Origin of the sequence: Micromonospora sp. NPDC093277 (genome assembly GCF_044765245.1) — a bacterium.
Lineage (GTDB): Bacteria > Actinomycetota > Actinomycetes > Mycobacteriales > Micromonosporaceae > Micromonospora.
The window spans coordinates 269,694-296,521 of sequence record NZ_JBIWJO010000001.1; the positions used below are offsets into that span (position 1 = coordinate 269,694).

Annotated in this window: 22 protein-coding genes; 11 read left to right on the forward strand and 11 right to left on the reverse strand. The window is 73.4% G+C overall.

All coding sequences use genetic code 11. The features are described 5' to 3' along the window. Positions 1-179: 179 nt before the first annotated feature. Positions 180-1,493 (forward strand): iron uptake transporter deferrochelatase/peroxidase subunit, encoded by a 1,314-nt coding sequence (gene efeB / locus ACIRG9_RS01215; RefSeq protein ID WP_402848360.1) that lies wholly within the window; start codon positions 180-182, stop codon positions 1,491-1,493. Between the two features lie 58 nt (positions 1,494-1,551). On the opposite strand, the gene ACIRG9_RS01220 is transcribed toward efeB, so the two are convergent. Further along, positions 1,552-2,571 carry an RDD family protein gene (locus ACIRG9_RS01220; protein WP_402848363.1) on the reverse strand — a complete coding sequence of 340 codons (1,020 nt, stop codon included), beginning with the start codon at positions 2,569-2,571 and terminating at the stop codon, positions 1,552-1,554. Positions 2,572-2,613: 42 nt separating this feature from the next. Between ACIRG9_RS01220 and ACIRG9_RS01225 the strand changes: the two genes are divergently transcribed. Further along, on the forward strand, positions 2,614-3,642 hold the full coding sequence (locus ACIRG9_RS01225; RefSeq protein WP_402848366.1) for a stage II sporulation protein M: 1,029 nt from the start codon (positions 2,614-2,616) through the stop codon (positions 3,640-3,642). A 21-nt stretch (positions 3,643-3,663) separates the two neighbouring features. Here ACIRG9_RS01225 and ACIRG9_RS01230 read toward each other — a convergent pair whose 3' ends face one another. Genes ACIRG9_RS01230 through ACIRG9_RS01250 form a run of 5 tightly spaced genes read right to left on the reverse strand, consistent with a single transcriptional unit; the run spans position 3,664 to position 8,723 of the window. Next, complete coding sequence (locus tag ACIRG9_RS01230) at positions 3,664-4,974, reverse strand: DUF58 domain-containing protein (protein WP_402848368.1); 1,311 nt, start codon at positions 4,972-4,974, stop codon at positions 3,664-3,666. After that, complete coding sequence (locus tag ACIRG9_RS01235; RefSeq protein WP_402848371.1) at positions 4,971-5,960, reverse strand: AAA family ATPase; 990 nt, start codon at positions 5,958-5,960, stop codon at positions 4,971-4,973. Before ACIRG9_RS01235 ends, ACIRG9_RS01230 begins: the two co-directional genes overlap by 4 nt. Continuing rightward, positions 5,957-7,246 carry a DUF4350 domain-containing protein gene (locus ACIRG9_RS01240; protein ID WP_402848374.1) on the reverse strand — a complete coding sequence of 430 codons (1,290 nt, stop codon included), beginning with the start codon at positions 7,244-7,246 and terminating at the stop codon, positions 5,957-5,959. Before ACIRG9_RS01240 ends, ACIRG9_RS01235 begins: the two co-directional genes overlap by 4 nt. Beyond that, on the reverse strand, positions 7,243-7,881 hold the full coding sequence (locus ACIRG9_RS01245) for a DUF4129 domain-containing protein (RefSeq protein WP_402848376.1): 639 nt from the start codon (positions 7,879-7,881) through the stop codon (positions 7,243-7,245). The genes ACIRG9_RS01240 and ACIRG9_RS01245 overlap by 4 nt, the downstream gene beginning before the upstream one ends. Next, positions 7,878-8,723, reverse strand: coding sequence for a hypothetical protein (locus ACIRG9_RS01250; RefSeq protein ID WP_402848379.1), 846 nt, complete (start codon positions 8,721-8,723; stop codon positions 7,878-7,880). Before ACIRG9_RS01250 ends, ACIRG9_RS01245 begins: the two co-directional genes overlap by 4 nt. Positions 8,724-8,924: 201 nt before the next feature. Here ACIRG9_RS01250 and mtrA point away from each other — a divergent pair, with 201 nt between their 5' ends. From mtrA to hpf, 5 genes are all read left to right on the forward strand, one after another. Continuing rightward, complete coding sequence (gene mtrA / locus ACIRG9_RS01255; protein WP_091114656.1) at positions 8,925-9,614, forward strand: MtrAB system response regulator MtrA; 690 nt, start codon at positions 8,925-8,927, stop codon at positions 9,612-9,614. Between the two features lie 61 nt (positions 9,615-9,675). Next, a complete protein-coding gene (gene mtrB, locus ACIRG9_RS01260) occupies positions 9,676-11,409 on the forward strand; it encodes an MtrAB system histidine kinase MtrB (RefSeq protein ID WP_402850201.1) in 1,734 nt (577 codons plus the stop codon). Further along, entirely contained in the window at positions 11,406-13,211 is a 1,806-nt protein-coding gene (locus ACIRG9_RS01265; protein WP_402848382.1) for an LpqB family beta-propeller domain-containing protein, read from the forward strand. Before mtrB ends, ACIRG9_RS01265 begins: the two co-directional genes overlap by 4 nt. Positions 13,212-13,218: 7 nt before the next feature. Continuing rightward, entirely contained in the window at positions 13,219-13,920 is a 702-nt protein-coding gene (locus ACIRG9_RS01270) for a ComF family protein (protein WP_402850204.1), read from the forward strand. Between the two features lie 249 nt (positions 13,921-14,169). Further along, positions 14,170-14,850: a ribosome hibernation-promoting factor, HPF/YfiA family gene (gene hpf / locus ACIRG9_RS01275; protein WP_402848385.1), complete on the forward strand. Its 681-nt coding sequence runs from the start codon at positions 14,170-14,172 to the stop codon at positions 14,848-14,850. Positions 14,851-14,888: 38 nt separating this feature from the next. On the opposite strand, the gene ACIRG9_RS01280 is transcribed toward hpf, so the two are convergent. After that, positions 14,889-15,998, reverse strand: coding sequence for a GNAT family N-acetyltransferase (locus ACIRG9_RS01280; protein ID WP_402848388.1), 1,110 nt, complete (start codon positions 15,996-15,998; stop codon positions 14,889-14,891). Continuing rightward, on the reverse strand, positions 15,995-17,158 hold the full coding sequence (locus tag ACIRG9_RS01285; protein ID WP_402848391.1) for a GNAT family N-acetyltransferase: 1,164 nt from the start codon (positions 17,156-17,158) through the stop codon (positions 15,995-15,997). The genes ACIRG9_RS01280 and ACIRG9_RS01285 overlap by 4 nt, the downstream gene beginning before the upstream one ends. A 161-nt stretch (positions 17,159-17,319) precedes the next feature. Here ACIRG9_RS01285 and secA point away from each other — a divergent pair, with 161 nt between their 5' ends. After that, complete coding sequence (gene secA, locus ACIRG9_RS01290; RefSeq protein WP_402848394.1) at positions 17,320-20,238, forward strand: preprotein translocase subunit SecA; 2,919 nt, start codon at positions 17,320-17,322, stop codon at positions 20,236-20,238. Positions 20,239-20,538: 300 nt separating this feature from the next. Here secA and ACIRG9_RS01295 read toward each other — a convergent pair whose 3' ends face one another. Continuing rightward, positions 20,539-21,129 (reverse strand): Rv3235 family protein, encoded by a 591-nt coding sequence (locus ACIRG9_RS01295; protein ID WP_402848397.1) that lies wholly within the window; start codon positions 21,127-21,129, stop codon positions 20,539-20,541. A 102-nt stretch (positions 21,130-21,231) separates the two neighbouring features. After that, a complete protein-coding gene (locus tag ACIRG9_RS01300) occupies positions 21,232-21,459 on the reverse strand; it encodes a helix-turn-helix transcriptional regulator (RefSeq protein ID WP_402848399.1) in 228 nt (75 codons plus the stop codon). A gap of 205 nt (positions 21,460-21,664) precedes the next feature. Here ACIRG9_RS01300 and ACIRG9_RS01305 point away from each other — a divergent pair, with 205 nt between their 5' ends. After that, the gene (locus ACIRG9_RS01305; protein WP_402848402.1) at positions 21,665-22,174 is read left to right on the forward strand and encodes a DUF6912 family protein; all 510 of its coding nucleotides are present in this window, start codon (positions 21,665-21,667) and stop codon (positions 22,172-22,174) included. 32 nt (positions 22,175-22,206) lie between these two features. On the opposite strand, the gene ACIRG9_RS01310 is transcribed toward ACIRG9_RS01305, so the two are convergent. Beyond that, positions 22,207-23,538, reverse strand: a complete 1,332-nt coding sequence (locus ACIRG9_RS01310) for a hypothetical protein (RefSeq protein ID WP_402848405.1) — start codon at positions 23,536-23,538, stop codon at positions 22,207-22,209. A 712-nt stretch (positions 23,539-24,250) separates the two neighbouring features. Here ACIRG9_RS01310 and pruA point away from each other — a divergent pair. Further along, positions 24,251-25,879, forward strand: coding sequence for an L-glutamate gamma-semialdehyde dehydrogenase (gene pruA, locus ACIRG9_RS01315; protein ID WP_402848408.1), 1,629 nt, complete (start codon positions 24,251-24,253; stop codon positions 25,877-25,879). Between the two features lie 215 nt (positions 25,880-26,094). Next, positions 26,095-26,613, forward strand: coding sequence for a PadR family transcriptional regulator (locus tag ACIRG9_RS01320; RefSeq protein WP_402848411.1), 519 nt, complete (start codon positions 26,095-26,097; stop codon positions 26,611-26,613). Positions 26,614-26,828: the final 215 nt, after the last annotated feature.

Below are 26,828 nucleotides of genomic sequence, written 5' to 3' on the forward strand. Positions count from 1 at the left end.
GACCCGTGAAGGCGGTGGCATGAGCGAGCGTCAGCGAGTGAATCATCAGTACAGCGCGGCTGTGCCTCATGACGACGCCGACCGCAGGGAGGTGGTGGCATGAGCGAGCGTCAGCGAGTGAATCATCAGTACAGCGCGGCTGTGCCTCATGACGACGCCGACCGCAGGGAGGTGGCGGCATGAGCGAGCAGCACAGCAAGGCGGCACCAGCGGCGGCGCCGCGAGGTGTCACCCTGTCCCGGCGACGGGCCATCACCCTGGCCGGGGTCGGGGTGGCGGGCGTGGCCGGGGTGGCGGGCGGGGCCGGCGCGCTGGCCCGTGGCGGCGACCACGCGGCGGCCAGCGACACGGCTTCCGCGGCGGTGCCGTTCCACGGTGAGCACCAGGCCGGCATCACCACTGCGGCCCAGGACCGGTTGCACTTCGTCGCGTTCGACGTGATCACCAAGGACCGGGCGAAGCTGGTCGCGCTGTTGCAGGAGTGGACCGCCGCGGCGGCGCGGATGACCGCCGGCAAGGATGCCGGGCTGATCGGCGCGGTCGGCGGCGTGCCGGAGGCCCCGCCGGACGACACCGGTGAGGCGCTCGGGCTGCCCCCGTCGCAGCTCAGCCTCACCGTCGGTTTCGGCCCCACGCTGTTCCGCGACGCCCAGGGCGCGGACCGGTTCGGCATCGCCGACCGGCGTCCCGCCGCGCTGGCCGACCTGCCGCACTTCGCCGGGGACGCGCTCAAGCCGGAGATCTCCGGCGGCGACATCTGCGTCCAGGCCTGCGCCAACGACCCGCAGGTGGCGGTGCACGCCATCCGTAACCTGGCCCGCATCGGCATGGGCGTGGTCAGCGTCCGCTGGTCGCAGCTCGGCTTCGGGCGTACGTCGTCGACGTCGCGGGACCAGGCCACCCCGCGTAACCTGTTCGGCTTCAAGGACGGCACCGCGAACCTCAAGGCCGAGGACACCAACCTGCTCCGCGAGCAGCTCTGGGCCCAGCCCGGGGACGGCCCGGACTGGATGACCGGCGGGTCGTACCTGGTCACCCGCAAGATCCGGATGCAGATCGAGACCTGGGACCGCAGTTCCCTCGCGGAGCAGGAGCAGATCGTCGGCCGGACCAAGGGCAGTGGCGCGCCGCTCGGCAAGGCCCGCGAGTTCGACGAGCCGGACTTCGCCGCCAAGAGCGACGACGGCCAGCCGGCCATCGCCGAGACCGCGCACGTCCGGCTCGCCCACCCGGACCAGAACGCCGGCGCGCACCTGCTGCGGCGCGGCTACAACTTCGTCGACGGCTCGGACGGGCTGGGACGGCTCGACGCCGGGCTCTTCTTCATCGCCTACCAGCGCGACCCGCGCAAGCAGTTCGTGCCGATCCAGACCCGGCTCGCCCGGCACGACGCGATGAACGAGTACCTGCGGCACGTCTCCAGCGGCCTGTTCGCCTGCCCGCCGGGCGTCCGCGACGCCGCCGACTGGTGGGGCCGCGCGCTCTTCTCCTGACGTCCCACACCCGCCCGGCCCAGGCTGGGCGGCGCTCCGTCTGAATGCGGGCGGCGGCTCAGCGGGGGCGGCGCCGCACGTCGATCTCGATGAAGGGTCGGGCGGGCTGCCCGCGTACCGGATCGGGCTGGAGGGGGACGGCGCGTGCCGGCGCGGCCGGCCGCAGCCTGGTCGCGGCCGGCGCGGCGACCGGCGCCGGGGCGAGCGGCTGCCCGACCGCGGGGGGTGGCGGGGTCAGCTCCGGCCAGAGCGCCGCGGTGACCGCCCGGGTACGCCCCAGCCGGTACGCCGCCCGCCGGCCCCGCTCGGCCAGCACGGCGGCCAGGTACGCCGGCGCCGGCGCGGCCCAGGGCGGAGGTGGCGAGACGACCGCTGCGACCTCGGCCCACAGCTCCCGCCCCAGCGAGGTCCGGTCCGGCTCGGCGAGCTGGTGCACCCGGCCGAGGTACTGCCGCACGGCCAACGCCAACCCGTCGTCCAGCCGGGTCAGGTCGAGCGCCGCCGCCCAGCCGAGCAGCGGCGGTACGGCCGGCGGGGCGGGCCGCCACATCCCCGCGCCCCGGGTGTGCACCACCATGGTGCCCGCCACCAGGTCGCCCAGCCGCCGCCCGCGCGGGTCGGTCAGCATCACCGTCACGCTCGCCGCCCAGCTCAGCAGCGGCAGCACCAGACCCGGCCACTCCACCGCGACGCCCACCAGGGCCCGGGTGGCCGACTGGCCGACCCCGACCGGACCGCCGTCGGCCCGGACCACCCGCAGCCCCACGGCCAGCTTGCCCAGCGTCCGGCCCCCGACGAACCGCTCCATCAGCACCGGGTAGCCGACCAGCACGAGGATCACCAGCACGGTCTGCGACGCGCCGAACGCGGCGTCGTCCACGACATCGCCGAGGCCGATCAACACCAGCGACAACCCCGTCCCGAGCACCACCGCCGCCACCAGTTGGGCCACCAGGTCGATCAGCAGGGCGAGCACCCGGGAGCCGAGGCGGGCCGCCCGGATGTCCAGCTCGACCGCCTCGCCGCTGACCAGACCGGCGTCGGCCCATCCGGCGGGTGGAGGAGGTTGCGCGCGCACTCGAACAGTGAACACTATTGGCGCCGGACGGGGGAGGACAGAGTGGATCTCGACGCGTACGTGGCGGCGCACGGCGCCGAGTGGCGGCGGCTGGAGCAGTTGACCGGCCGACGCCGGCTCGACGCCGCCGAGGTCGACGAGTTGGTCGCCCTCTACCAGCGGGCCGCCACCCACCTCGGCGCGCTGCGGAGCCGCTCACCCGACCCGGTGCTGGTCAACCGTCTGTCCCATCTGGTGCTCGCGGCCCGCGCCCGCATCATCGGCCGCCCCCGGCCGTCCTGGGCGGCGGTGGGCCGGTTCCTCCTCGCCGACCTGCCGGCCGCGCTCTACCGGGCGTGGCCGTGGTGGTGCGGGGTGGCCACCGGGTTCAGCGCGCTGAGTTTCTTCCTCATGTGGTTCGTCGCCGGCCACCCGGACACCGCCGCCGTGTTCGTCGGCGAGGACGCCGCCAAGGAACTCGTCGACTCGGGCTTCGCCGGCTACTACACCGAGTTCTCCGCGCCGACCTTCGCCTTCCACCTGTGGACGCACAACGCCTGGCTGGCCGCGCAGTGCCTGGCGTCCGGGGTGCTGGTGGTGCCGGTGCTCTGGCTGCTGTGGCAGAACGCGTTGAACGTGGGCGTGGTCGGCGGCGTGATGATCTCCTACGGCCGGGCCGACGTCTTCTTCGGTCTGATCACCCCGCACGGGCTGCTCGAACTGACCGGGATCTTCGTGGCGGCCGGGGTCGGGCTGCGTACCGCGTGGGCGTGGATCGCGCCGCCGGCCCAGCTCAGCCGGGGGCGGGCGGTCGCCGAGGCGGGCCGGTCGGCGATCGTGGTCGCCGCCGGACTGGTCGGGCTGTTCGCGGTCTCCGCGCTGCTGGAGGCGTTCGTGACCCCGGCGCCGGTGCCGGTCGCCGTCCGCGTCGCCGTCGGCGCCACGGTCTGGCTGGCCTTTCTGGCGTACGCCCTGCTCCTCGGCCGCCGCGCCGCGTCCACGAGAGCGGGGTCGACGGGAGCCGCCCCGGCGGAGGCCGCGGCCGCACGGCGGGAGTGGTCCGGCGGTGCGGAACAGCGACTCCTCCGGTGAAACCGGGGGGCGGGATCCGGGTCAGAGCTGGCCGAGGGACTTGAGGCGGAGGTAGGTGTCGGCGAGCGCCGGGGCGAGGCGGCCGGCGGGGGCGTCCACCACGGTCACACCGTGCCGGGACAGGGCGGTCCGGACCCGGTCCCGCTCGGCCAGCGCTCGCCAGGCCGCCGCGGCGGCGTACGCGTCGTCCGGTCCGGTCGGCGGGGCGGCGGTGAGCCGGGTGAGCACCGGGTCGTGGGCCGCCGCGATCACCACCCGGTGTCGGGCGGCCAGTCGGGGCAGCACCGGTAGCAGGCCCTCGCCGAGTGGGCCCGCCTCCAGGGCGGTGAAGAGCACCACCAGGCTGCGCCGCCGTTCCCGGCGCAGCACCTCGCCGGCGATCAGCTCGAAGTCGGTCTCCACCAGCGCCGGTTGGAGCGGGGCGAGCGCGTTCACCAGCCTGGTGAGCAGGGCGGGCCGGCCGCTGCCGGCCATCGCCGCCCGGACCGCGCTGTCGGCGGCGAGCAGGTCGACCCGGTCACCGGCCCGGGTGGCGAGCGCGGTGAGCAGCAGCGCCGCGTCGATCGCGGTGTCCAGCCGGGGCTCGTCCCCGAGGCGCACGGCGGAGGTGCGGCCGGTGTCCAGCACGCAGACCAGCCGCCGGTCCCGCTCCGGCCGCCAGGTGCGTACCAGCACGTCCGAGTGGCGCGCGCTGGCCCGCCAGTCGATCGAGCGCACGTCGTCGCCGACCACGTACTCGCGCAGGGTGTCGAACTCGGTGCCCTGACCGCGTCCCCGGGTCACCTGGACGCCGTCGATGATCCGCAGTTTCGCCAGCTTCTCCGGCAGGTGCCGCCGGGAGTCGAAGCGGGGCAGCACGCGCAGCGTCCACGGTGGTGTGCCGGGCCGGCCGGTGCGTTGCCGGAACGCCAGCCGCAGCGGCCCGAGGGAGCGGACGGTGAGCGCCGCCGCGGGTCGGTCGCCGCGTCGCACCGGGGTGAGGCGGACCGGCAGTTCGGCCGTGCCACCGGGCTCGACCGTCAGCAGCCGCCCCGGCGGTACGTCCGGCCGGGCCCCCGCCGAGGGCACCCACGCGTCGCGTACCTGGGCGCGCAGCGTACGGACGGAGGTGTTGGTCAGGTGCAGGGTGACGCTGGCGGTGCCGCCCAGCCGGACCGTCCGGTCGCCGGTGCGGGTGGCGGTGAGCGCGTGCAGTGGCGTCGCGAGGACCCAGTCGAGGGCGACGAGCAGCAGCACCGCACCGGTCATCACGGCGACGCCGAGGAACGGCGCCGGCCAGGCCGGCAGGGTGACCGCGCCCGCCGCGAGCAGCAGCGCCGCCCGCCAGGTCATCGGGGGGTCGGCACGGTGGCCAGCACCGCGTCCAGCACCGTGTCGACGCTCACGCCCTCCAGTTCGACCTCGGGACGCAGCCGGAGCCGGTGCTGCAGGGTGGGCCGGACCACCGCCTTCACGTCGTCCGGGGTCACGTGGTCCCGGCCGGCCAGCCAGGACCACGCCTTGGCGGCGCTGAGCAGCGCGGTGGCGCCTCGCGGTGAGGCGCCCAGTTCGAGGGCCGGGGTGGCCCGGGTGGCCCGGCACAGGTCCACGATGTAGCCGAGCACCGGCTCGGCGACGTGCACCCGGTGGACCGCCTCCCGGGCCGCGGCCAGGTCGGCGGCGGTGGCCACCGGGCGTACGCCGGCGGCGTGCAGGTCGCGCGGGTCGAAGCCGGCGTGGTGCGCGCGGAGCACGCCCAGTTCCTCGTCCCGGTTGGGCAGCGGCACGGTCAGCTTGAGCAGGAACCGGTCGAGCTGTGCCTCGGGCAGCGGGTAGGTGCCCTCGTACTCGACGGGGTTCTGGGTGGCGGCGACGATGAACGGCTCGGGCAGCGGGCGGCGCTCGCCCTCGACGGAGACCTGCCGCTCCTCCATCACCTCCAGCAGCGCCGACTGGGTCTTCGGCGGCGTCCGGTTGATCTCGTCGGCGAGGAGCAGGTTGGTGAAGACCGGCCCCTCCCGGAAGGTGAACGCGGCGGTGCGCGGGTCGAAGATCAGTGACCCGGTGACGTCGCCGGGCATCAGGTCGGGGGTGAACTGGACCCGCTTGGACTGCAGGTCGAGCGCGGCGGCCACGGTCCGGATGAGCAGGGTCTTGGCTACCCCGGGCACGCCCTCCAGCAGCACGTGTCCGCGGCAGAGCAGCGCGATCACCAGGCAGGTGACCACGTTGTCCTGCCCGACGACGGCCTTGGCCACCTCGGCCCGCAGCCGGTGCAGGGCGGCGCGGGCGTCGGGCTGTGCGACGGCCGGCGCGGCGGCGAAGACGGGTCCGGTCACCGGGGATCTCCTTCGGTCGGGTGGACGAGGGTACGGGTCAGCACGTCCAGGTCGCGGGCCAGCTCCAGCAGTTCCTGGTCGGTGGTCGGCGCGCCGCCGTGCAGCAGTTCCCCCACCCGCTCGACGTCCTCGCCGGCGTACTCGGCGACCCGGGCGGCCACCTCGGCCGGTGGTGTGTCGGGCGGCAGGTTGAGCCGGGGCCGCAGCCGGGCCAGCGCGGCGGCGCGCAGGGTGTCGGCGGCGTGTTCCCGGGCACCGGCCCGCCGGTAGAGGCGGGCCCGGCCGAGCACCGTCTCGGCGGAGGGGACGGTCACCGGCAGCGGCTCCGGTACGGGTGGGCCGAGCCGGCGGGCGCGCCAGAGCATCAGCAGCAGCCCGGCCAGGGCGAGTTGGACCAGCAGGGCCCAGAACCAGGTCGGGAAGGCGCCCCAGAGCGGGTTTTCCTGGTGCTGCGGGCGCTCCGCCTGCTTGCGGGGCCGCGGGGACGGGCGGTTCTGCGGGCCGTCGCCTCCGTTGCCGGGTTCCCAGCCCGGCCCGTCGGGTGCGGCGGCCCGGCCGGGCAGGTCGAGCCAGACCAGCCGGCGGTCGCCGCCGAGCAGGCCGGTGGCGAGGGCACGGTTGCCCCACTCGTCGATCCGGTCGTTGCGGAACGGGTCGCTGGCCCCGATCACCACCACCTCGGCGCTCCAGCGCAGCCGGACCAGCCCGCCGGAGTAGCAGCGGTCGATGGCCGTGCTGCCCCGGGCCTCGTAGCGCTGCCGGTCGGCGGCGGCGGTGCCGGCGCGGTCGGCTTCCGCGAGGGGGCAGCGACTGCCGTCGGCGTCCGGGACGGTGGCCCGGGTGGCCCACCGACGATCGGTCGGCGTCAGCGGCACGTCCAGCCTCGCGAGCACCCACCGGGACGGGTCGACCAGCACCAGCCGGCTGCCGGGTGGCAGGTCGGCCAGGCCGGCGACGAGATTCGAGGGCACCAGATCCGGGGCCGGTACGAAGAGCGTCGTCGGGCCGGCCTGGGCGGCGCGCAGCGCCTGCCAGGTGTCGGTCTCGCGGCGTACGGTCACGCCCTGCTCGCGCAGCGCCTCGGCCAGCTTGCTGCCGCCGTCGTCGCCGGTGGCGGCCGGGGAGACGAAGTCCCGGTCGGTGGCGTCGGGCTGGTCGACGGCGTGGAAGACCAGGGTGGCCACGATCAGCAGCACGGCCAGCCCGAACGGGATCAGCAGCTGGTGCCGGCGGCGTCGGGTGCGGGCCGGGGCGACCGGGCGGGGCGGGTCGAGGGTGGCGGTCACCGGTGCTCACCCTCCCCGGTCAGCTCGCGATGCAGGTCGGTGGCGAGGTCGCGCATCCGGTGGTCGTGCTCCCGGGTGGCCGGTCGTTGGGCATACCAGAGGTCGGAGAAGATCGTGGCGGCGGCGTGCAGGGTGGGGTGTACCCGGGGGCGGACGTGGGCCGCCGCCGTGGTCAGTTCGGTGACCGTCATCCCGGGCCGTATCTCGACGATCCGCCGGTCGACCAGTTCGCGGACCATGGCGCGGAGCCGTTCCCGGACGGCCTCGGCGTACCGGCCCTGGGCGGCCAGCCGGTCGGCGTGGCTGCCGGACGCGGCGGCCACCGGCTCGGGTGCGCGGGGCGCGGGCACCGGCGGAGCGTCGTCCGTCGACCGGGGCTTCGGCCGGCGGCGACGCAGTCGCGGCACCCGGAGCTTCGGCAGCCGCATCCGGGGCAGCCGTAGGCGGGGCAGCCGGACCCGGGGGAGGCGCAGGCGGGGCAGGTGTGGCCGGGGTAGCCGGCTGGGCACCCAGGCCGGGAAGAAGTGCCAGGCCAGGGCGGCCAGCAGCGCGGCGAGCAGCAGGAGCAGCGCGGCCAGCGGCAGCGGTACGGCGTCTCCGAGCGCGGCGACCGTCTCGGTCCACCAGCGGCTCACCGCCGCACCGCCAGTAGGACGGGCTCCGGTGCCCCGGCCGGGGCGCGGGAGAGCCGGATGTCCAGCCCTTCGGTGCGCATCCGGGTCTCCAGGTGCAGCACCGCGTCGAGGCAGGCCAGCGCCGGGTACGCGAGCGCGTTCACGCCGACCCAGGTGACCGTGGCGACCGGCAGCGCCCAGGTGGAGACGTCGAAGAGGCCGAGCAGTTGCAGGCCGTAGTAGGCGCCGAGGCCGATGCTGAGCCGGATCAGCCACCAGCCGAGGTAGCCGAGGAGCCGGATGCCGGCGAACCGTCCACCGACGCGTACCGCGAGCGTGAGTGCGCGCCACGGTGCCCGGTACGCCGGGACCCGGTCCACCACCAGCACCGGGACGACGGCGCCGAGCAGCCCGTACGCGGCGAACCAGGCCGGCCCGGCCAGCCCGGCGAAACATACGGTGAGCCCGACCGCCGCCGTGGACAGCAGGGTCGCGCCCCACCGGGCCCCGGCCGGGCGCAGCAGCTCGACCGGCCCGGCCCGGCGGCCGAGCAGCGCCGCCGCGGCACCCCGGGCGGCCGGGTTGCCGAGCAGGGCGATGATCAGCGCCTCGGTCCCGGCGCCGATCGCCAGCAGCAGCCAGTACCAGCCGAATCTGCCGGCGTCGAACCACCAGACGGGCGGCTCGGCGTCGGCCAACAGCCGCAGCGGGTACAGCAGCAGTTGCTCGCCGACGGCGAGCAGGACGGCGAGCGGGATCAGCAGCCGCGCCTGGCCGCGTAGCAGTAGGACGGCCGAGTCCAGCAGCTCACCCAACGCCAGTGGGCGGCGCGGGAGCACTGCGGTCGGGCCGGCGTCGGACACGCGTACTCCTGGCGGACGAGCGGTGGTGGCGGGCGGCGAGGCACCCGAGGGATCATGGTTGCATGGCTGGTCCTGCTCCGGTGGACCTGTCCGCCGTGGCGCGCCACGCGGGAGGGCTGTGGTGCGGGGCCGCAGGCCGCAGTACGGTGCCGTGATGACGCCGAAACCTTCGAACGGAACGGGGATGGAACGATAAACCCCATGAGAGCCCGGGTACTGGTGGTCGACGACGACCCCGCGCTCGCCGAGATGCTCGGCATCGTGCTGCGCAGCGAGGGCTTCGTGCCCTCCTTCGTCGCTGACGGGGAACGGGCGCTGGCCGCGTTCCGGGAGAGCCGGCCCGATATCGTCCTGCTCGACCTGATGCTGCCCGGTATGAGCGGAATTGACGTGGCCCGGGCGATCCGGGGCGAGTCCGGCGTGCCGATCGTCATGCTGACCGCCAAGAGCGACACCGTCGACGTGGTGCTCGGGCTGGAGTCCGGGGCCGACGACTACGTGGTGAAGCCGTTCAAGCCCAAGGAGCTGGTGGCCCGGATGCGGGCCCGGCTGCGCCGGGGTGAGGACGTGGCGCCCGAGCTGCTCACCATCGGCCCGCCCGGCAACCAGATCTCGATCGACGTGCCGGCGCACACGGTCAGCCGGGACGGCGAGGAGGTGAAGCTGACTCCGCTGGAGTTCGACCTGCTGGTCGCGCTCGCCCGCAAGCCGCGTCAGGTCTTCACCCGCGAGGTGCTGCTGGAGCAGGTCTGGGGCTACCGGCACGCCGCCGACACCCGCCTGGTGAACGTGCACGTCCAGCGGCTGCGCGCCAAGATCGAGCCGGATCCGGAGCGACCCGAAATCATCCTCACCGTGCGCGGCGTGGGCTACAAGGCGGGCACCGGATAGCCTGGTGGTCACTGTGGTGACCCTCCGGCCCCCCGATTCGCCGACCCCCGCGTTCCGCTGGCTGCGCCTGGCGCGGGTGTTGTGGCATGCCCTCTCCGGCTGGGCGACCAGGCTGGTCTCCGGCCTGCACGGCGCCTGGCGGCGGTCGCTCCAGCTTCGTGTGGTGACCATCACACTGGTGGTGTCCAGCCTACTGGTGGGCGGCTTCGCCTACCTGATCGCCGACAAGATCACCGGCATCCTGCTGGAGAACGCCAGGACCGACGTCCTTGAGCGGCTGAAGAACGGCAGCGACTACGCCTCGAAGCAGTTCAACCTCTACAACCGGGCGGAGGAGGCGCAGCTCCAGGACACCATCGGCGGCACGGTCAACTATCTGGCCGGTGGTGACCCGGCGCAGACCAGTGGCGTGGTGGTGGCGATCATCGAGGACAACACCAACGGGGTCATCGCGCCGCGCACCTCCCCGGAGGTCGAGGTACGCCCGCTGATCGGCCCGGAGCTGCGGGCCTCCGTCGCCGCCGGCAACGTCGCCCACCAGATCCGCACCGGTGTCCTGGGCGATCAACGCACCAAGTACCTCGTCTACGGCTCACCGGTGCCGACCCAGTTCGGGCAGCTGGAGCTCTACTACCTCGTGCCGCTGGCCCGGCAGGACGCCACCGCCGCCGACGCCCGGGCCACCGTGGTCGCCACCGGCACCGCCCTGGTCCTCCTGCTCGGCCTGCTCGCCGCCCTGGTCACCCGGCTGGTGGTGACCCCGGTACGGGTGGCCGCCCGGACCGCCCAGCGACTCTCCGCCGGGTTGCTCGACCAGCGGATGGTGGTCAACGGCGAGGACGACCTGGCCCTGCTGGCCGCCTCGTTCAACCAGATGGCGACGAACCTGCAACGGCAGATCCTCCGGCTGGAGGAGATGTCCCGGTTGCAGCGCCGGTTCACCTCGGACGTCTCGCACGAGCTGCGTACGCCGCTGACCACGGTCCGGATGGCCGCCGACCTGATCTTCGCCGAGCGCGACGAGTTCGACCCGGCGGTGGCCCGTAGCGCCGAGCTGCTCCAGGCCGAGCTGGACCGGTTCGAGGAGCTGCTCACCGACCTGCTGGAGATCAGCCGCTTCGACGCCGGCTTCGCGATGCTGGACGCCGAGCCGACCGACCTGGTGCCGGTGGTGCACCGGGTGACCGAGCGGCTGGCCGGGCTGGCCGAACGGGTGGGGGTGGCCATCGAGCTGGACGTGCCGGACCCGCCGGTGATCGCCGAGGTGGACCCGCGCCGGGTCGAGCGGGTGCTGCGCAACCTGGTCGGCAACGCGGTCGAGCACGGCGAGGGCAAGCCGGTGCGGATCACGCTGGGGATGGACCAGAGCGCGGTGGCGATCACCGTGCGGGACCACGGCGTGGGGCTCAAGCCGGGCGAGGAGAAGCTGGTGTTCAACCGGTTCTGGCGGGCCGACCCGTCCCGGGCCCGGCAGACCGGCGGCACGGGCCTCGGACTCTCGATCAGCCTGGAGGACGCCCGGCTGCACGGCGGTTGGCTGGAGGCGTGGGGCGCGCCCGGGCAGGGCGCCCAGTTCCGGCTGACGCTCCCGGCGCGGGCCGGCGACCGGCTGACCACCTCGCCGTTGCGGCTGGTGCCGTCCGACGCCCCACTGCCGTTCGGCGGCCCCCGGGACGGTGGGCTGTTGGCCATCCGGCCGGGCGCCGCGGGGGCGCTGGCCATCGGGCCGAGCGGGGCGGGGGCGCCGGCCACGGGGTCGGCTGAGGAGGCCGGCCGAGCGGAGGTGGTGTCATGAGGCGTGGGGTGCTGGCGGCGCTGCTGGCCGGCGTGATCCTGCCCGCCGGGCTGGCCGGCTGCGGCATCCCCAACGAGACCGAGGTGCAGGTGGACGGCCGCCCCGAGCCGGCGGCCGAGGCCAATTCGCTCAACGGCAACGCCACCGAGCCACCGGGCCAGGCGGCCAGCAGCGATCCCGCCCAGTTCGTCCGCAACTACCTCTCCGCGGCCGCCGGCGAGCGCGAGCAGGCGTACGCCCGGGTCAAGAAGTTCATCGCGCCGGAGTCCCAGGACCAGCCGAAGGAGAAGCAGCAGAGCAGCGAGGTCGAGCTGACCGTGGTCCGGTTGCGGGAGGAGCCGGTGGTCAGCCCGCCGAGCAACGACGGCACCAGCGTGGTCACCGTGCCGGTGCAGCAGGTCGGGGTGCTGCGCGCCGACGGCACCCTGGCGCAGCCGGTGGTGAGCGACACCGAGTACGTGTTCCGGCTCCGCCCGGCCGACGCCGGCAGCACCGGGCTTTACCTCACCAACCCGCCGAACCTGCTGCTGCTCAGCGACAATGCCCTGCGCAGCTACTACGGCACCCACACCATCTACTTCTGGAACTCCGACAGCAGCCGGCTGGTGCCCGACCAGCGGTACCTGCCGTCGACGGTGCCCGACGAGCGCCGGGTGACCGAGGTGGTCAAATGGCTCGCCCTCGGCCCGCCCGACTGGCTCGCGCCGGGGGTGTCCAAGCTGCCCACCGACACCCGGCTGATCAACAACGCCACCCGCGCGAACAGCCGCTGGGAAGTCAACCTGAACATGACCAATGCGACCGACTTGAAGCTGTCCCGGCTCGCCACCCAGCTCGCGTGGTCGTTGCAGGAGTTCACCGGCGAGCTCCAGCTCAAGATCCAGAACCAGAACCGGCGCACCTTCGATCTCAAGCAGGCGAGGGACACCGTTCCGCTGTACCCCCCCTCCGACGCTCCCCAGCGATTCTGCATCTACGACGGTGTGATCCACCCGATCTCCGTCGGCGGTGAGTCGTCCGGCCCGGTCCCGCTGCCGGAGGCGGTCAATAAGAGCGTGGTGTCGGCGGCGCTCAACCGCGCCGGCGGCGAGGTGTTGGCGGCGCTGGTGGTCACCCGGCCGGACAAGCGGCAGCGGCTCGTGGTCGGCTCCGGCCCGGCTCCGGTCACCCTCTTCAACACCAGCAAGAAAGAGTACGAGTCGGTCGGCCAACCGACCTGGCTCCGCTCCCTGGACGAGGGCCATCCGACCGGTCTGGTGGTGGCCGATCGTCAGCTCTACCAGTTCGACGGCATGGCCCAGATGACCAAGATCACGCTGTCCGTCCCGGGTAAGGTTACCGCGGTCGCCAGCTCGTTCGACGGGCACCGGATCGCCCTGGTCATCAATGGCGCGCTCTACGTGGCGCCGCTGAGTGTCGACGGGGACGCGGTCACGGTGAATCCGCTCCGTCGGCTGATCACCCGGCTCACCGGGATCACCGCCGTCGACTGGTCCGCGGCGAACGAGCTGGTCTTCGCCGGCAACGATGCGGGCCGGCCGGCGATCTACCAGACCACGGTGGACGGGGCGCTGGAGACCCCGCTGAAGCGGCAGATCGGCGCCGAGGTGACCCAGCTGGCCGCGTACGCGGGCGGCCCGGTCGGCGCGCTGGCCCCCTTCATGTACGAGGCGAACAAGGCGGCCTTCCGGAACAGCCCGTTCGAGATCATCAAGCGGGAGCAGGTGCTGGACCTGCCGGAAGCGTCGGCGTCGCCGGGCGGCCGGGCACCCAACCCCACCGCCCCCTTCTTCCTCTACTGAGGTGTCCGTGCGGGGCCTGGGCGGACTCTGGTCGGACCTGACGGATCTGGTGCTGCCGGCCGGCTGCGCCGGTTGTGCCGACCGGGTCCAGGGCCTGGCCCAGGGATTCTGCCCGCGCTGCATCGGTGAGCTCGAGGCGCTGCACCCCGCGCCGACCCGCCCCGATCCGGCCCCGCCCGACCTGCCTCCCTGCGTCGCACTCGGCCCGTACGCGGGCGCGCTCCGGGAGGGGCTGCTGGCGTACAAGGAGCGGGGCCGGCACGGGCTGGCCCGGCCGCTGGGGGCGCTGCTCGCCGAGGTGGTGGCCGCGGCGGTGGGACCGGCGCGGCCGGTGAACCTGGTGCCGGTGCCGGACACCGCGCGTGCGGCGCGGACCCGCTACGGCGACCATCTGGGCCGGTTGACCGGCCACGTGGCGGCCCGGCTGCGAGCGGCGGGCTGGCCGGTACGCGTGCTCCGGCCGCTGCGCGCGCTGCCCCGGCCGGACTCGGTCGTGCTGGACAGCGCCGGGCGGGCCGCGGCGGCCGAGGCGGCGTTCCGGTTGCGTCGGTCCGGTGGTGCGCCGGTGGCCGGTCCCGTGGTGCTGCTCGACGACATCGTCACCACCGGGGCGACGCTGGCGGCGGTGAGCCGGATCTTGCGTCCTGTGGGAATGACGCCAAAGGCCGCGGCGGTGCTCGCCGCAACGCAAAAGCGCCCTTCCTGGTGACGCTTCGTGTTTCCGTTTCACCCCTTGGTGTACGAGCTGCGCGAAATTCGTGGGCAGTCTCGACAACGAGGGGTGACTGCTGGGGGAACAGGAGTTAGCGTTCTCATGTCGGGGGTAGGGAGCTCTCCAAGCCACCCCCGGTGTGGGAAGGAGGCGTAGCCGTACCAACCGGTCGACGCCGAGCGGGATGCTCCCAGCGGCGGGTCGGCCGGGGACCGGATCAACGACCGTCCGAACAAGGGAGGTCACGTGGACATCGTGGTCAAGGGCCGTAACGTCGAGGTGCCGGACCATTACCGGGTACACGTCGCAGAAAAGCTCGCGAAGATCGAACGTTACGACCACAAGCTCATTCGCGTGGACGTCGAGTTGTTCCACGAGCGCAATCCGCGCCAGGCCGATCACTGCCAGCGGGTGGAGATCACCTGCGTGACGCGGGGCCCGGTGATCCGGGCCGAGGCCTGCACGAGTGATTTCTACAGCGCGCTGGACACGGCCATCGCCAAGCTGGACACCCGGTTCCGCCGGGCGGCCGACCGGCGTCGGGTGCACCGCGGACGGCATGCGCCGATCTCCGTCGCCGCCGCCACCGCGGGCCTACCGGTCGTCGACCTCGACGTTCCGGGGTTGACCGCGACGAACGGTGCGCGGGCGGCCACCGCGGTCGCCGACCGGCCGGACGAGGCCACCATCGTCGAGGACCGGCCGGACGAGGACGGCCAGGAGACATACGACGACCAGCCGTGGCACATCGCCCGCGAGAAGGTGCATCCCGCGGAGCCGATGACCGTCGACGACGCGCTGTTCCAGATGGAGCTGGTCGGCCACGACTTCTATCTGTTCCAGGACAAGGAGTCCGGCCGCCCGAGCGTGGTCTACCGCCGCCACGCCTACGACTACGGGATCATCTCGCTCGACACCACCTTCTGACCACGAGTGACGAGGGCCCCGCTGACGCGGGGCCCTCGTCAGCCCCGCGGGTCCGCCGCGAGCAGGCCGAAAAGGACCGAGTCGGTGCGGGTGCCGTCCGGGCCGGGGAGCCGGCCACGCAGCAGCCCTTCGCGCCGGAAGCCGATCTTCTCCAGCGCCCGTTGGGCGGCGACGTTCTCAGGGCGGGTGCCGGCCCAGAGCCGGGCCAGGCCGATGTCGAACGCCCAGCCGGCGACGAGCCGCACCGCCCTGGTGGTCAGCCCCCGTCCGCGCGCCTCGGGCAGCATGCTGCAGCCGAGCATGGCCTGGCCGGTGGCCGGCTCGTCGTACATCAGCGCACAGCCGCCGGCCGTCGTGCCGGACGCCGCGTCCAGGATCACGAGGTCGGCCGAGCGGCCGGCCAGCCAGTGGCTCTCCGCCAGGCGGCAGCGCCGCTCGATCGACTCCCGGGCCGGTGGTACGGGCGGCACCCGGTTCGCCACCACCTCGGGCAACGTGTGCAGCCGGTGCAGCGGGTCCGCGTCGCCGGGGGCGACCCGGCGCACGGTCACCACGCCGTCGCTGAGCCGACCGTCGGGCAGGTCGGGCAGCAGCCGGACGGCCGGACCCGGCGGGTCGTCGGCGAGGCGTACCCAGGCGACCAGGTCCTTTCGGTCACCGCCCCGGCCGGGGTCGGCCGCGCGGCGTACCCCCTCGTGCCGGAATCCGGCGGCCAGCGCGACCCGCTGGCTGGCGGTGTTCTCCTCGTCGGTGAGCAGCTCCAGGCGGGCGCAGCCGGCGGCGAAGGCGTGCTCGGCGAGGGCCCGGGCCGCCGCGGTGGCCACGCCCAGGCGCCGTGCCCACGGCGCCACCCAGTAGCCGATCTCCCACTGCCCGCGGGTCGGCACCGGCTGGCTGAGGTCGATGCCGCCGAGCAACCGGTCGGTTCCGGGCTCCGCGATCGCGTACGCCGCGCCGCCGCGGGTCCAGGCCGCGGGCGCGCCCTCGGTGATCCACCGCCGGGCGCTCTCCTCGGTGTACGGGTCCGGCAGGCCGGCGATCCCCCGCCGGGTGACCGGATCCGCGCAGGCGGTGGCGGTGTCCACGACGTCGTCGAGGTGGAACGGCCGCAGCCGCACCCTCTCCGCCTCGATCGTCTCCGGCGTCACACCAGGTCCTCGGGGAGCAGCGTGCCCACCCAGACGTCCCGGCGCTCGCCCCGGTGCTGGATACCGCCGCGGAGGGTGCCCTCGACGACGAATCCCGCCTTCTCGGCCGCCCGGCGGGAGGCGGTGTTGCCCACGTTGGCCCGCCACTCGATCCGGGCCAGGCCGAGCGTGGTGAACCCCCAGGCGCAGAGCGCGGCCAGCGCGGCCGGCAGGTAGCCCCGGCCCCGGGCGGACGGCGCGGTCATGAAGCCCACGTCGGCGACCAGCGGATCGGCGGGAAAGATGCGCAGGTCGATCGAGGCGACGTAGCGGTCGTCGGGGTCCGCGACGGTGTAGGGGGCGCTGGTGCCTCGGGCCCAGGCGGCCTGGGTGATGTCCAGGAAGCTCTCGGCGTGCTCCCGCCGGTAGGGGTGCGGCACGCTGGTCCACCGTACGGTCTGCTCGTCCTGGCAGGTGGTCACGACCGCGTCGAGGTCGCGTTCCTCCAACGACCGTAGCCGCAGCTCGGTGGTGCCGGCGGTGGCGAACAGGACGGGCTGCGGGCGGCCGAACACGGCGGCCCGGCGGGTCGCCAGGGTGTCCGGGCCGGCGGGACCGGGATCGCCGGGTTCGGGCACCTCGCCGGGGAGCAGCGAGCCGATCCAGCCCTCCCGATGCCCGCCGTCGGTCGCCTCGGCGAGCCGCAACTCGCCCTCGATCCGGAAGCCGGCGCGGAGCGCGACCAGCCGGGAGGCGTGGTTGCCGATCTTGGCCTGCCAGATCAGCCGGCGCAGCTTGGCGACGTCGAAGGCCCAGCGGGCGACCGCCCGGGTGGCACGGACGGCGACACCCCGGCCCCGGGCCCACGGTGCGGTCCAGTAGCCGATCTCCGCGCTCTCCAGGCCCCGGTCGACCGAGATCAGGCCGCAGGAGGCCAGCAGCTCGCCGGTGGTGGCGTCGCAGACCGCGAACGGCGCCCCACTGCCGTCGGCCCAGGCCGCGGGGCTGATCTCGGCGACGAAGCCGAGGGCGTGTTCAGGCAGGTATGGGCGGGGTACCCTGGTCCAGCGCTGAATGTCCGGGTCCTGGCAGGCGCGGTGAACCGCGTCGGCGTCCTCCGCCCGCCAGGGACGAAGCAGCAGGCCGTCCTCGATGATTTCCACGGGCTCCACCCGAGTCATCGTGCCGGACCGTTCGCGCTGGGCGTAACCCGATTATCGGCCAGCCGACGCGCCGGACGGGCGTTATGTCGGGTTCATCGGTCCGGACCGCCGCCACCACTGACCATCGCCGCGATGGAGCGCCTACGATGGTTCGAGACCGTCTAGGGGAGCGTTGATCCGTGTCGATTCTGGAAAAGGTCCTTCGCGCCGGCGAGGGTCGCATGGTGCGTCGGCTCAAGGCCATCGCCGCCGCCGTCAACTCGATCGAGGACGACTACGTCAACCTCACCGATGACGAACTGCGCGGGATGACCGACCAGTTCAAAGAGCGGCTCGCCGACGGGGAGACCCTCGACGACCTGCTGCCCGAGGCGTTCGCGGTGTGCCGGGAGGCCGCCTCGCGGGTGCTCGGCCAGCGGCCCTACGACGTCCAGGTGATGGGCGGCGCGGCGCTGCACTTCGGCAACATCGCCGAGATGAAGACCGGTGAGGGCAAGACCCTGACCTCGGTCATGCCCGTCTACCTCAACGCGCTCGCCGGCAAGGGCGTGCACGTGGTCACGGTGAACGACTACCTGGCCGAGCGCGACGCCGCCTGGATGGGCCGGGTGCACGAGTTCCTCGGCCTCACCGTGGGCGTGGTGCTGCCCAACCGGCCGTCCAGCGAGCACCGGGCCGCGTACGAGTGCGACATCACCTACGGCACCAACAACGAGTTCGGCTTCGACTACCTGCGCGACAACATGGCCTGGTCGCGGGACGAGCTGGTCCAGCGCGGTCACTTCTTCTCGGTGGTCGACGAGGTCGACTCGATCCTCATCGACGAGGCCCGGACCCCGCTGATCATCTCCGGCCCGGCCGAGCACTCGGCCCGCTGGTACCAGGAGTTCTCCGCCGTGGTGGCCCGCCTCCAGCCCGGCACCGACGGCGAGGGCGACTACGAGGTCGACCACTCCAAGCGCACCATCGCCATCACCGAGCGCGGTGTGGCCAAGGTCGAGGACCGGCTCGGCATCGACAACCTCTACGAGTCGGTCAACACCCCGCTGGTCGGTTACCTCAACAACGCGATCAAGGCCAAGGAGCTCTACAAGCGCGACAAGGACTACATCGTCAACGAGGGCGAGGTCCTGATCGTCGACGAGTTCACCGGTCGCATCCTGCACGGCCGCCGCTACAACGAGGGCATGCACCAGGCGATCGAGGCCAAGGAGGGGGTGGAGATCAAGCAGGAGAACCAGACCCTCGCCACCATCACCCTCCAGAACTACTTCCGGCTCTACGAGAAGCTCTCCGGCATGACCGGTACCGCCCAGACCGAGGCGGGCGAGTTCAACAAGGTCTACAAGGTCGGTGTGGTGACCATCCCGACGCACCGGCCGATGGTCCGTCTCGACCGCCCGGACGTCATCTACAAGACCGAGAAGGCCAAGTTCAACGCCGTCGTCGAGGACATCGCCGAGCGGCACGAGCAGGGCCAGCCGGTGCTGGTCGGCACGGTCTCGGTGGAGAACTCCGAGATCCTCTCCCAGCTGCTGCGCCGCCGCGGCATCCCGCACTCGGTGCTGAACGCGAAGTTCCACGCCAAGGAGGCGGAGATCGTCGCCCAGGCCGGGCGCAAGGGGGCGGTCACCGTCGCCACCAACATGGCCGGCCGTGGTACGGACATCCTGCTCGGCGGCAACGCCGAGTTCCTCGCCGCCAGCGAGCTGCGCCAGCGCGGCCTCGACCCGGTCGAGCAGCCGGAGGAGTACGCCAAGGCGATGGAGGAGGTCCTGCCCACCTGGAAGCAGGCCTGCGACACCGAGGCCGATGAGGTGGCCGCCGCCGGTGGCCTCTACGTGCTGGGCACCGAGCGGCACGAGTCCCGCCGGATCGACAACCAGCTCCGCGGTCGCGCCGGCCGGCAGGGTGACCCGGGCGAGTCCCGCTTCTACCTCTCGCTCCAGGACGAGCTGATGAGGCGCTTCCGGGCCGGTGCGGTCGAGGCCGTGATGGAGCGGTTCAACATCCCGGAGGACGTGCCCATCGAGTCGAAGATGGTCACCCGCCAGATCAAGAGCGCGCAGGCCCAGATCGAGGGCCAGAACGCCGAGATCCGGAAGAACGTCCTCAAGTACGACGAGGTGATGAACAAGCAGCGCCAGGTGGTCTACGCCGAGCGCCTCCGGGTGCTCAACGGCGAGGACCTCTCCGACCAGGTCCGCAACATGATCGACGACGTGGTGAGCGCGTACGCCATCGGCGCCACCAGCGACGGCTACGCCGAGGACTGGGACCTCGACCAGCTCTGGGCCAGCCTCAAGCAGCTCTACCCGGTGGGCATCACCGTCGACGAGCTGGAGGAGGAGGTGGGCTCCCGGGCCGGCCTCGACCAGGACTTCCTGCTCGCCCGCCTCAAGGAGGACGCGAACGCCGCGTACGACCGGCGCGAGGAGCAGCTCGGCGAGGAGGCGGTACGCCAGCTCGAGCGGATGGTCCTGCTCCAGGTGATCGACCGCAAGTGGCGCGAGCACCTCTACGAGATGGACTACCTCCAGGAGGGCATCAGCCTGCGGGCGTACGCCCAGCGCGACCCGGTCATCGAGTACCAGCGCGAGGGCTTCGACATGTTCGCCACCATGATGGACGGCATCAAGGAGGAGACGGTCGGCTTCCTCTACAACCTTGAGGTGCAGGTCGAGGAGGCCGAGCCGGAGGCGGAGGAGGTGCAGCTGCTGGAGAAGCCGGTGGAGATCCGTGCCAAGGGTCTCAACCGCGCGCCGCAGCAGCAGGGCCTGCAGTACTCGGCGCCGGCCATCGACGGCGAGGCCGGGCGGGGCGCTCCCGCCCTCGAGCGGGCCGACGCGCAGGCACCGGCACTGGGCATCGGCAACCCGGACAGCACGGCCCGCCCCGCCGCCCCGTCCCCGTCGGGTACGTCCCGGCGCCCGGCAGCCGCCGGGATGAACGGCCAGGCGGTCGCGGCCAACACCGCCCGCCGGGCAGCACCGGGCCAGGCGGACGCCGGTGAGGGTCCCTCCCGCAACGCGCCCTGCCCGTGCGGCTCCGGCCGCAAGTACAAGCGGTGCCACGGCGCGCCCAACGGGGGCAACTGACCCCGGTTCCACCAGCGACAACGGGCCCCGGCCACGGCCGGGGCCCGTTCGCGTCCCGCCATCCCTGGTCCATTCGGCTTGCGGCGAGTGGCGGAGGTTGGCCATGCGGGGGTGCCCGGGTTGATCGTCTCGGTGTGCGGCGAACGGTGGTTTCCGGGTCGCTGGATACCGCCGTTTGCGGCATACCGAGTTGATCACGCGGGAGCCCGGCGGGGCCGGCGGCGCTGGGCTGGTGCCAGCGGCGTCTCACCGGGCGGCGAGCGGTGAAGAGGGACCAGCCGGCGGCGCCTGTGCGAGCCGTCAGAGGACGTCGAGGGTGGTGCAGAGCCAGGTGGCCCGGCGATGTTCCAGGCGCAGGGCGATCGCCCAACTGGCGCCGCCGGCCCCGGCGAGTACGGCGGCGGCCTCGACCGCGCCCGCGCGGGGCTCGCACACGCGCAGCCGGCGGAGCTGGAGGACCGGTCGGGCGGAGCGGCGGCGTACGGGGCCGACCCGGCGGGCGGCCCGGGCCAGCTCGGCGGTCACCTGGGCCCCGGCATCGGGCACGCAGAGCGGCCGGAGCTGCCCGGGCGGGCGGTAGCCGTTGACGATCTCCAGGAAGGTGCGGACGAAGCGGAAGGCGGCCCGGGTGGCCTCGGGAGTCGCGGTGACCAGGGCGGCCGCCGGTGGGCCGTCGGTGCGCCGCCCCGGCCCGGTCGGCGCCGGCCGGACGTCCGCGGAACGGCCGGTGGGTCGGCCGGAGTCTCGACGGCGAGAGTCGAACAGGTCGAGGGTGAGCTGGTCGACGTTGCCCCAGGGCGAGCCCTCGTCGACGCAGGGCGGGTCGATCGGCGGGGCGGGCCGGAGACGGACCGGGGGGCGCGGTGCCAGCGGCCGGCGGGAGTCGGTCATCCTCAACCCCTTTTCGCTGCGTTTGCTTTCGTTTGCCTCCGACTGTTTCTCATTCTCGGTCAGGCTGGCGCCGGCCGTCAATGCCGCAGCGGAATCGGGTGGTCACTCCGGGTCGCGGTCGGCGAGCGGGTTGTCGCGTACCCACTCGGCGGTCTCCGCGTACTTGTGCTGGATGTACTCCTCCAGGCGGGCCCGTTCCACCCGCCACTGCCCGCGGCCGCCGATCTTGATCGCGGGCAGTTCGCCACTCCGCACCATGTGGTAGACCTGCGAGTCAGAGACGTTGAGCTCGGCGGCCACGTCGGACAGCAGGAGGAACCTTGGCTCCATGGTGACTCTCCCGGTCAGCTTCGTTTGCCTAAGTTTGCCACCGCTGGCCGTCCCGCCCCAGCCTCCGTCGCGACGATTCGCAACGGGACACACCGGTGGGGGACTTCTCCCGGGCGGGTGTGCGGTGTATGACGGTCACGGCGTACGGCATGATCGGCGCCCGGAGCCGGCATTCGCCGGTTGGGCCTGAGCAGGGGAGAGACCGGTGGCCGAGGAGCTTGTCCGGGTGTACGTGCCGGCGACCGTACCGATGCTGGCGGGACTGCGCGAGCCGGGGCTGGCCGCCGACGAGGCGCACGCGGTCACCCCGGAGTTGCGCGAGTGGTACGCCGAGGGTGACGAGGAGGAGTTGGAGTACGTCGCCTTCACCCGGACCGCCCAGGACGCGCTGCTGTTGCTGCGGGCCGACCCGGTCGCGCCCCGGCGGCGGGTGGTCGTCTCGGCGGATCTGCCGGCGTCCTCGGTCGGCCGGGTCGGCGGAGAGCTCGGCTCCAGTGTCGTCCGGTTGACCGGACCGGTGCCGCTCGCCGCGGTCGCCGCGATCCACGTGGACGGCGCGGAGGCGGTCGGCGATGTCGCGGCGGCCGCCGAGGTGGTCGCCGACGCCCGGGCCGGCGACCCGGACGCGCAGTTCACGGTCGACGGGGCCGAGGATCACGAACTGGAGTGGTACGACGCGACCGAGCTGGACCTGCTGCTGCGCGACCTCTCCTGAACCGTCGCCCGGCGGGGAGGGCCGGCACCCGGTCAGGCAGCCGCCTCCTCGGCCGGCTCGTCCTCTTCGAGGACGGGACGCGGGCCGAGCGTACGGCCGAACGCGACGAGTGCGGTGAGCGCTCCGACGAAGAGCACCCAGATGCCGTTGTCGATCCGTGAGGTGCCCAACGCGGTCTGCGCCACCTGGTCCGCCTCGCTGAGGGCGGCGGCCAGGTCCAGCAGGCCACGCCCACCCACTCGAATGATCACCTCGGTGAGCAGCAGGAGCAGCCCCGGTCCGGCCCCGGCGATCAGGTACGCCGGCCAGCGCAGCGCCGACGACTCCAGCTCGGCCGGCGGCGACAATTCGGCCTCCGCGCCGCCGGGCTCCGCTCCGTGTCGAACGAGGGCCGGTCCGACGCCGCGCCGCGTCCTGGAGCCGTCGGCCGCGGACCCGTTCCGGCGGGCGGCGCGGCGGCGGGCCCAGGTCAGGTAGCCGAAGGCCACCATGCCGGCGATCAGCCCGGCGAGCAGCGACTCCGTTCGGGACACCCACTTGGCGGCGTCGAGCATCGACTGCTGGGTGTCTCCGGCACCGAACAGGCCGGACAGCGGGTCCCGGGCGCGGCTGAACAGCACCACGAAGACCTGCGCTGCCAGCGTGGCGGTGGCCAGGCCGCCCACCACCCGGGCGTTGCGGGCGCCGGCCATCGCGCCGCCGATGATGGCCGCCGCGATGGTGGTGCCGGCGATGGTGTTGGTGGTCGCGTTGTCGGCGTACGTCAGGTTGGTGGCCACGGCGGCCGCGAGCCCGACCAGCAGGCCGGTGCCGACGGCGGCAAGGAAGCGCAGGGTGGTCCGGCGGAGCGGGTTGGTCGCCGACAGGGCGACCGCGGCCCCGGCGACCAGCGCGGCGGTGATGACGCCGGGCAGGGCGTACGCGGAGAGGCTGATCGCGGTGACGCCGGCCGCGGCGCTGTTGATCGCCTCCCGGGTGGACCAGAGCATCGCGGTGAGCCAGCCGACCGCCACCAGCGCCAGCACCAGTGCGCCGGGGACGTACGCCGGCCGCCCGGCCTCGTCCGGCGTCGGGGCCGCCGCGCCGTCCGGGGCGGGTGCCGGCTGCTTCGCCTCGGTGGCGGTGGATGCCGGCCGTTCCGGGGCGCTGGGGGAGGCGTGCCCGGGCTGTTCCGCCGCCTCGGCGGAGGTGGACGCTGGCCGCTCCGGGCTGCTGGGGGCGGCGGGTGCGGGGTGTTCCGCCGCCACGGAGGAGGCGGGTGCCGGCTGCTCCGGCGCGCCGGGTGCGGGCTGCTCCGGCGCCGCGGGGGCGACGTCGGGCTGGTCCGGCTCCGCGGCCGTGGAGCTGCCGGACTGGTTGCTCATCGTCTTCCCTTCGACGGACGCCGGACGGCCGCGACGGGCCGGGGGAGGTCACCGGTCACCCAGGGTACGCGCCACCCGAGGCGCCATTGAGGTCCGCTGTCGCGCCTGCCTCAGGACAGGGCTTGCCTCAGGACAGGGCTCCCTCAGGGCAGGGCTTGATCGACTCAACGTGCGGCATGTGGGGGTCAAATCCGATGACGAGACCACCTCTTGCCGCACATCGAGTTGATCATGAGGCGGGCAGGGCCGAGGGGCGAGGTGGCCAGGCCGAGGGGGCGAGGCGGGCGGGCCGATGGTGGGGGCGCGGGCGGTGTTGCGCCGCCGGGGAGGCATCCCGGAGTGGGCCGGGCCGAGGGAGTGAGTGGCCGGGCCGAGGGGTTGAGTGGGCGGGCCGAGCGGGGTGGGGCGGGCGGAGGGGGTGGGGTGACGGATCGTAGGTGAGGGGGGAGGCTGGCTGAGGGTTCGTCGGATCAGGGCGGGGTCCGGCCTACGGTCCGGTGTGTGCGGGTGTGTCCTGGTACCCGCCGCGCCACCGTGGTCGGAGGTGGTTGGTCGAGGGGCGGCAGGGGTGAGCCGGCGGCGTCGCATGAAAGAATCGGCCCAGGTCCCGCCGCCGCGACCGGTCCGCCGCGCGGCGCCCGGCACCTGGTCGTCCGGCCGGTGCCCGCGGGTCCGGTTTCGCCACCGTTGTCGAGATCGCACAGGAGCCGTGATGGACGCCGTGTTCTCCGTACCCGAGCCGCGCAACGAGCCGGTTCACACCTACGAGCCCGGCAGCGCCGGCCGGGAGCGGCTCCAGCGGCGGCTGGTCGAACTGGCCGCGGAGCAGATCGAGCTGCCGATGACCATCGCCGGCGAGCAGCGGATGGCCGGCGGCGAGCCGATCAAGGTGGTCCAGCCGCACAAGCACGCGCACGTGCTCGGCGTCACCGGGCACGCCAACCAGGACGACGCCCGTGCCGCGGTGAAGGCCGCGAAGGACGCCGCTCCGATGTGGCGGGCGCTGCCGTTCGAGGAGCGCGCCGCGATCTTCCTGCGCGCCGCCGACCTGCTCGCCGGCCCGTGGCGGGACACCCTCAACGCGGCCACCATGCTCGGCCAGTCCAAGACGGCCGTCCAGGCCGAGATCGACTCGGCTTGCGAGCTCATCGACTTCCTGCGGTTCAACGTCCACTTCGCCCGCAAGCTGCTGGCCGAGCAGCCGATGTCCTCGCCGGGCGTGTGGAACCGCTTCGACCACCGCCCGCTCGAAGGCTTCGTCTACGCGATCACCCCGTTCAACTTCACCGCGATCGCCGGGAACCTGCCCTCGGCGCCGGCCCTGCTGGGCAACACCGTGGTCTGGAAGCCGGGCCCGACCCAGCAGTTCGCCGCGCACTTCACGATGCGGCTCTTCGAGGCCGCCGGCCTGCCGCCCGGCGTGATCAACATGGTCACCGGGCGCGGCGAGGAGGTCTCCGACGTCGTGCTCGCCGACCCGGACCTGGCCGGCATCCACTTCACCGGGTCGACCAAGGTGTTCCAGCACCTGTGGCGGACCGTCGGCGAGAACATCGGCCGCTACCGGGGCTACCCGCGACTCGTCGGGGAGACCGGCGGCAAGGACTTCGTGGTCGCGCACACCAGCGCCGACGTGGACGCCCTGCACACCGCGCTGATCCGGGGCGCCTATGAGTACCAGGGCCAGAAGTGCTCGGCCGCGTCCCGGGCGTACATCCCCCGGTCGATCTGGGAGGGTGGGCTGCGCGACCGGCTGGCCGCCACCGCCGACTCGCTGACCTACGGCGACGTGACCGACTTCAGCAACTTCGGTGGCGCGGTCATCGACGACAAGGCGTTCGGCCGGCACACCGCCGCGCTGGAGCTGATCAACGGCGACGACAGCTGCAAGCTGCTGGCCGGCGGCACCGCCGACGACTCGGTCGGCTACTTCGTCCGGCCCACCCTGTTCGAGTGCTCCGACGCCGCGCACGAGACCTTCACCACCGAGTACTTCGGTCCGATCCTCGGCGTGCACGTCTTCGACGACGCCCGCTTCGACGAGGCGGTCGCGCAGGCCGAGTCGATCGCCCCGTACGCGCTGACCGGGTCGATCTTCGCGACCGACCGCCGGATCGTCGACCAGGTGGCCGAGAAGATGCGGTACGCGGCCGGCAACTTCTACATCAACGACAAGCCGACCGGCGCGGTGGTCGGGCAGCAGCCGTTCGGCGGGGCCCGGGCCAGCGGCACCAACGACAAGGCGGGCTCCTGGCACAACCTGATCCGCTGGATGTCGCCGCGGACGATCAAGGAGACCTTCGTCCCGCCGACCGACCACACGTACCCGCACATGGGCTGACCCGGCGACGGCCGCCGGTGGCGCGTGGAGCGTCACCGGCGGCCCGGCCGGGCCGCCCAGGCGCGCCGGACGGTCACCATCGGTGACATCCGGCGACGCGTTCCGGCGTCCCCGGCGGACTGTCGTCCACCGACAGTGCACATCGGACGACCCAACCGGCGGCGAAAATGGCAAATCCTGGACGCCGGGTCGGGCAAAGTGGCAGCTTAGAGGGCATGGCGGAAACCGGAGTCAACCCGACAGCAGCGGCCCTGCTGGGGCTGCTGCACGAGGGCCCGATGACAGGCGGCCAGCTGATGGCCGCCGCTGAGCGCCGACTGGCGCCGTATTGGTCGATGACCCGCAGTCAGGTCTACCGGGAGCTTCCGGTACTGGCCGAGAAGGGCCTGGTGCGGCTGGGTAAGCCCGGGCCGCGGATGAGCCAGCCGTACGCGATCACGGCGGCGGGAAAACGGACATTCACCCGCTGGCTGGCCGAGAATCCCGGCAAGGACACCATCCGCAACCCGGTCGCGTTGCGGATCGCGTTCGGCAGCCTGCACTCGCAGAACCAGCTCAAGAGCCTGTACGCCACGGCGAACGAGTACCACACCGAGGCCCTCGCGGCGGCGCGCGAGCAGGTCAAGAACGCCAAGAAGGAAGGCGACAACTACGACGCCAGCGCGTTGGAGTTCGCCGTCGCCTACCATCGGGCGGCCCTGTCCTGGCTCAAGGCCGCGCCAGTCGGCGGGTGACCCGGAAGCGGGTCGGGCCGGGGGTGCTGAGCAGCCCCGGGGCACTGCTGTGCCCTCTCTTGCCCGGCGACCGGGGGCTTCTAGGCTCGCTCGTCGCCCGCGCTGTGCCGTCTTTCGCGCGGCGACCGCGGGGCTTGTAGGCTCGCTCGTCGCCCGCGCTGTGCTGACTTTCGCGCGGCGACCGCGGGGCTCGCAAGCTCACTCCTCGCCCGCGC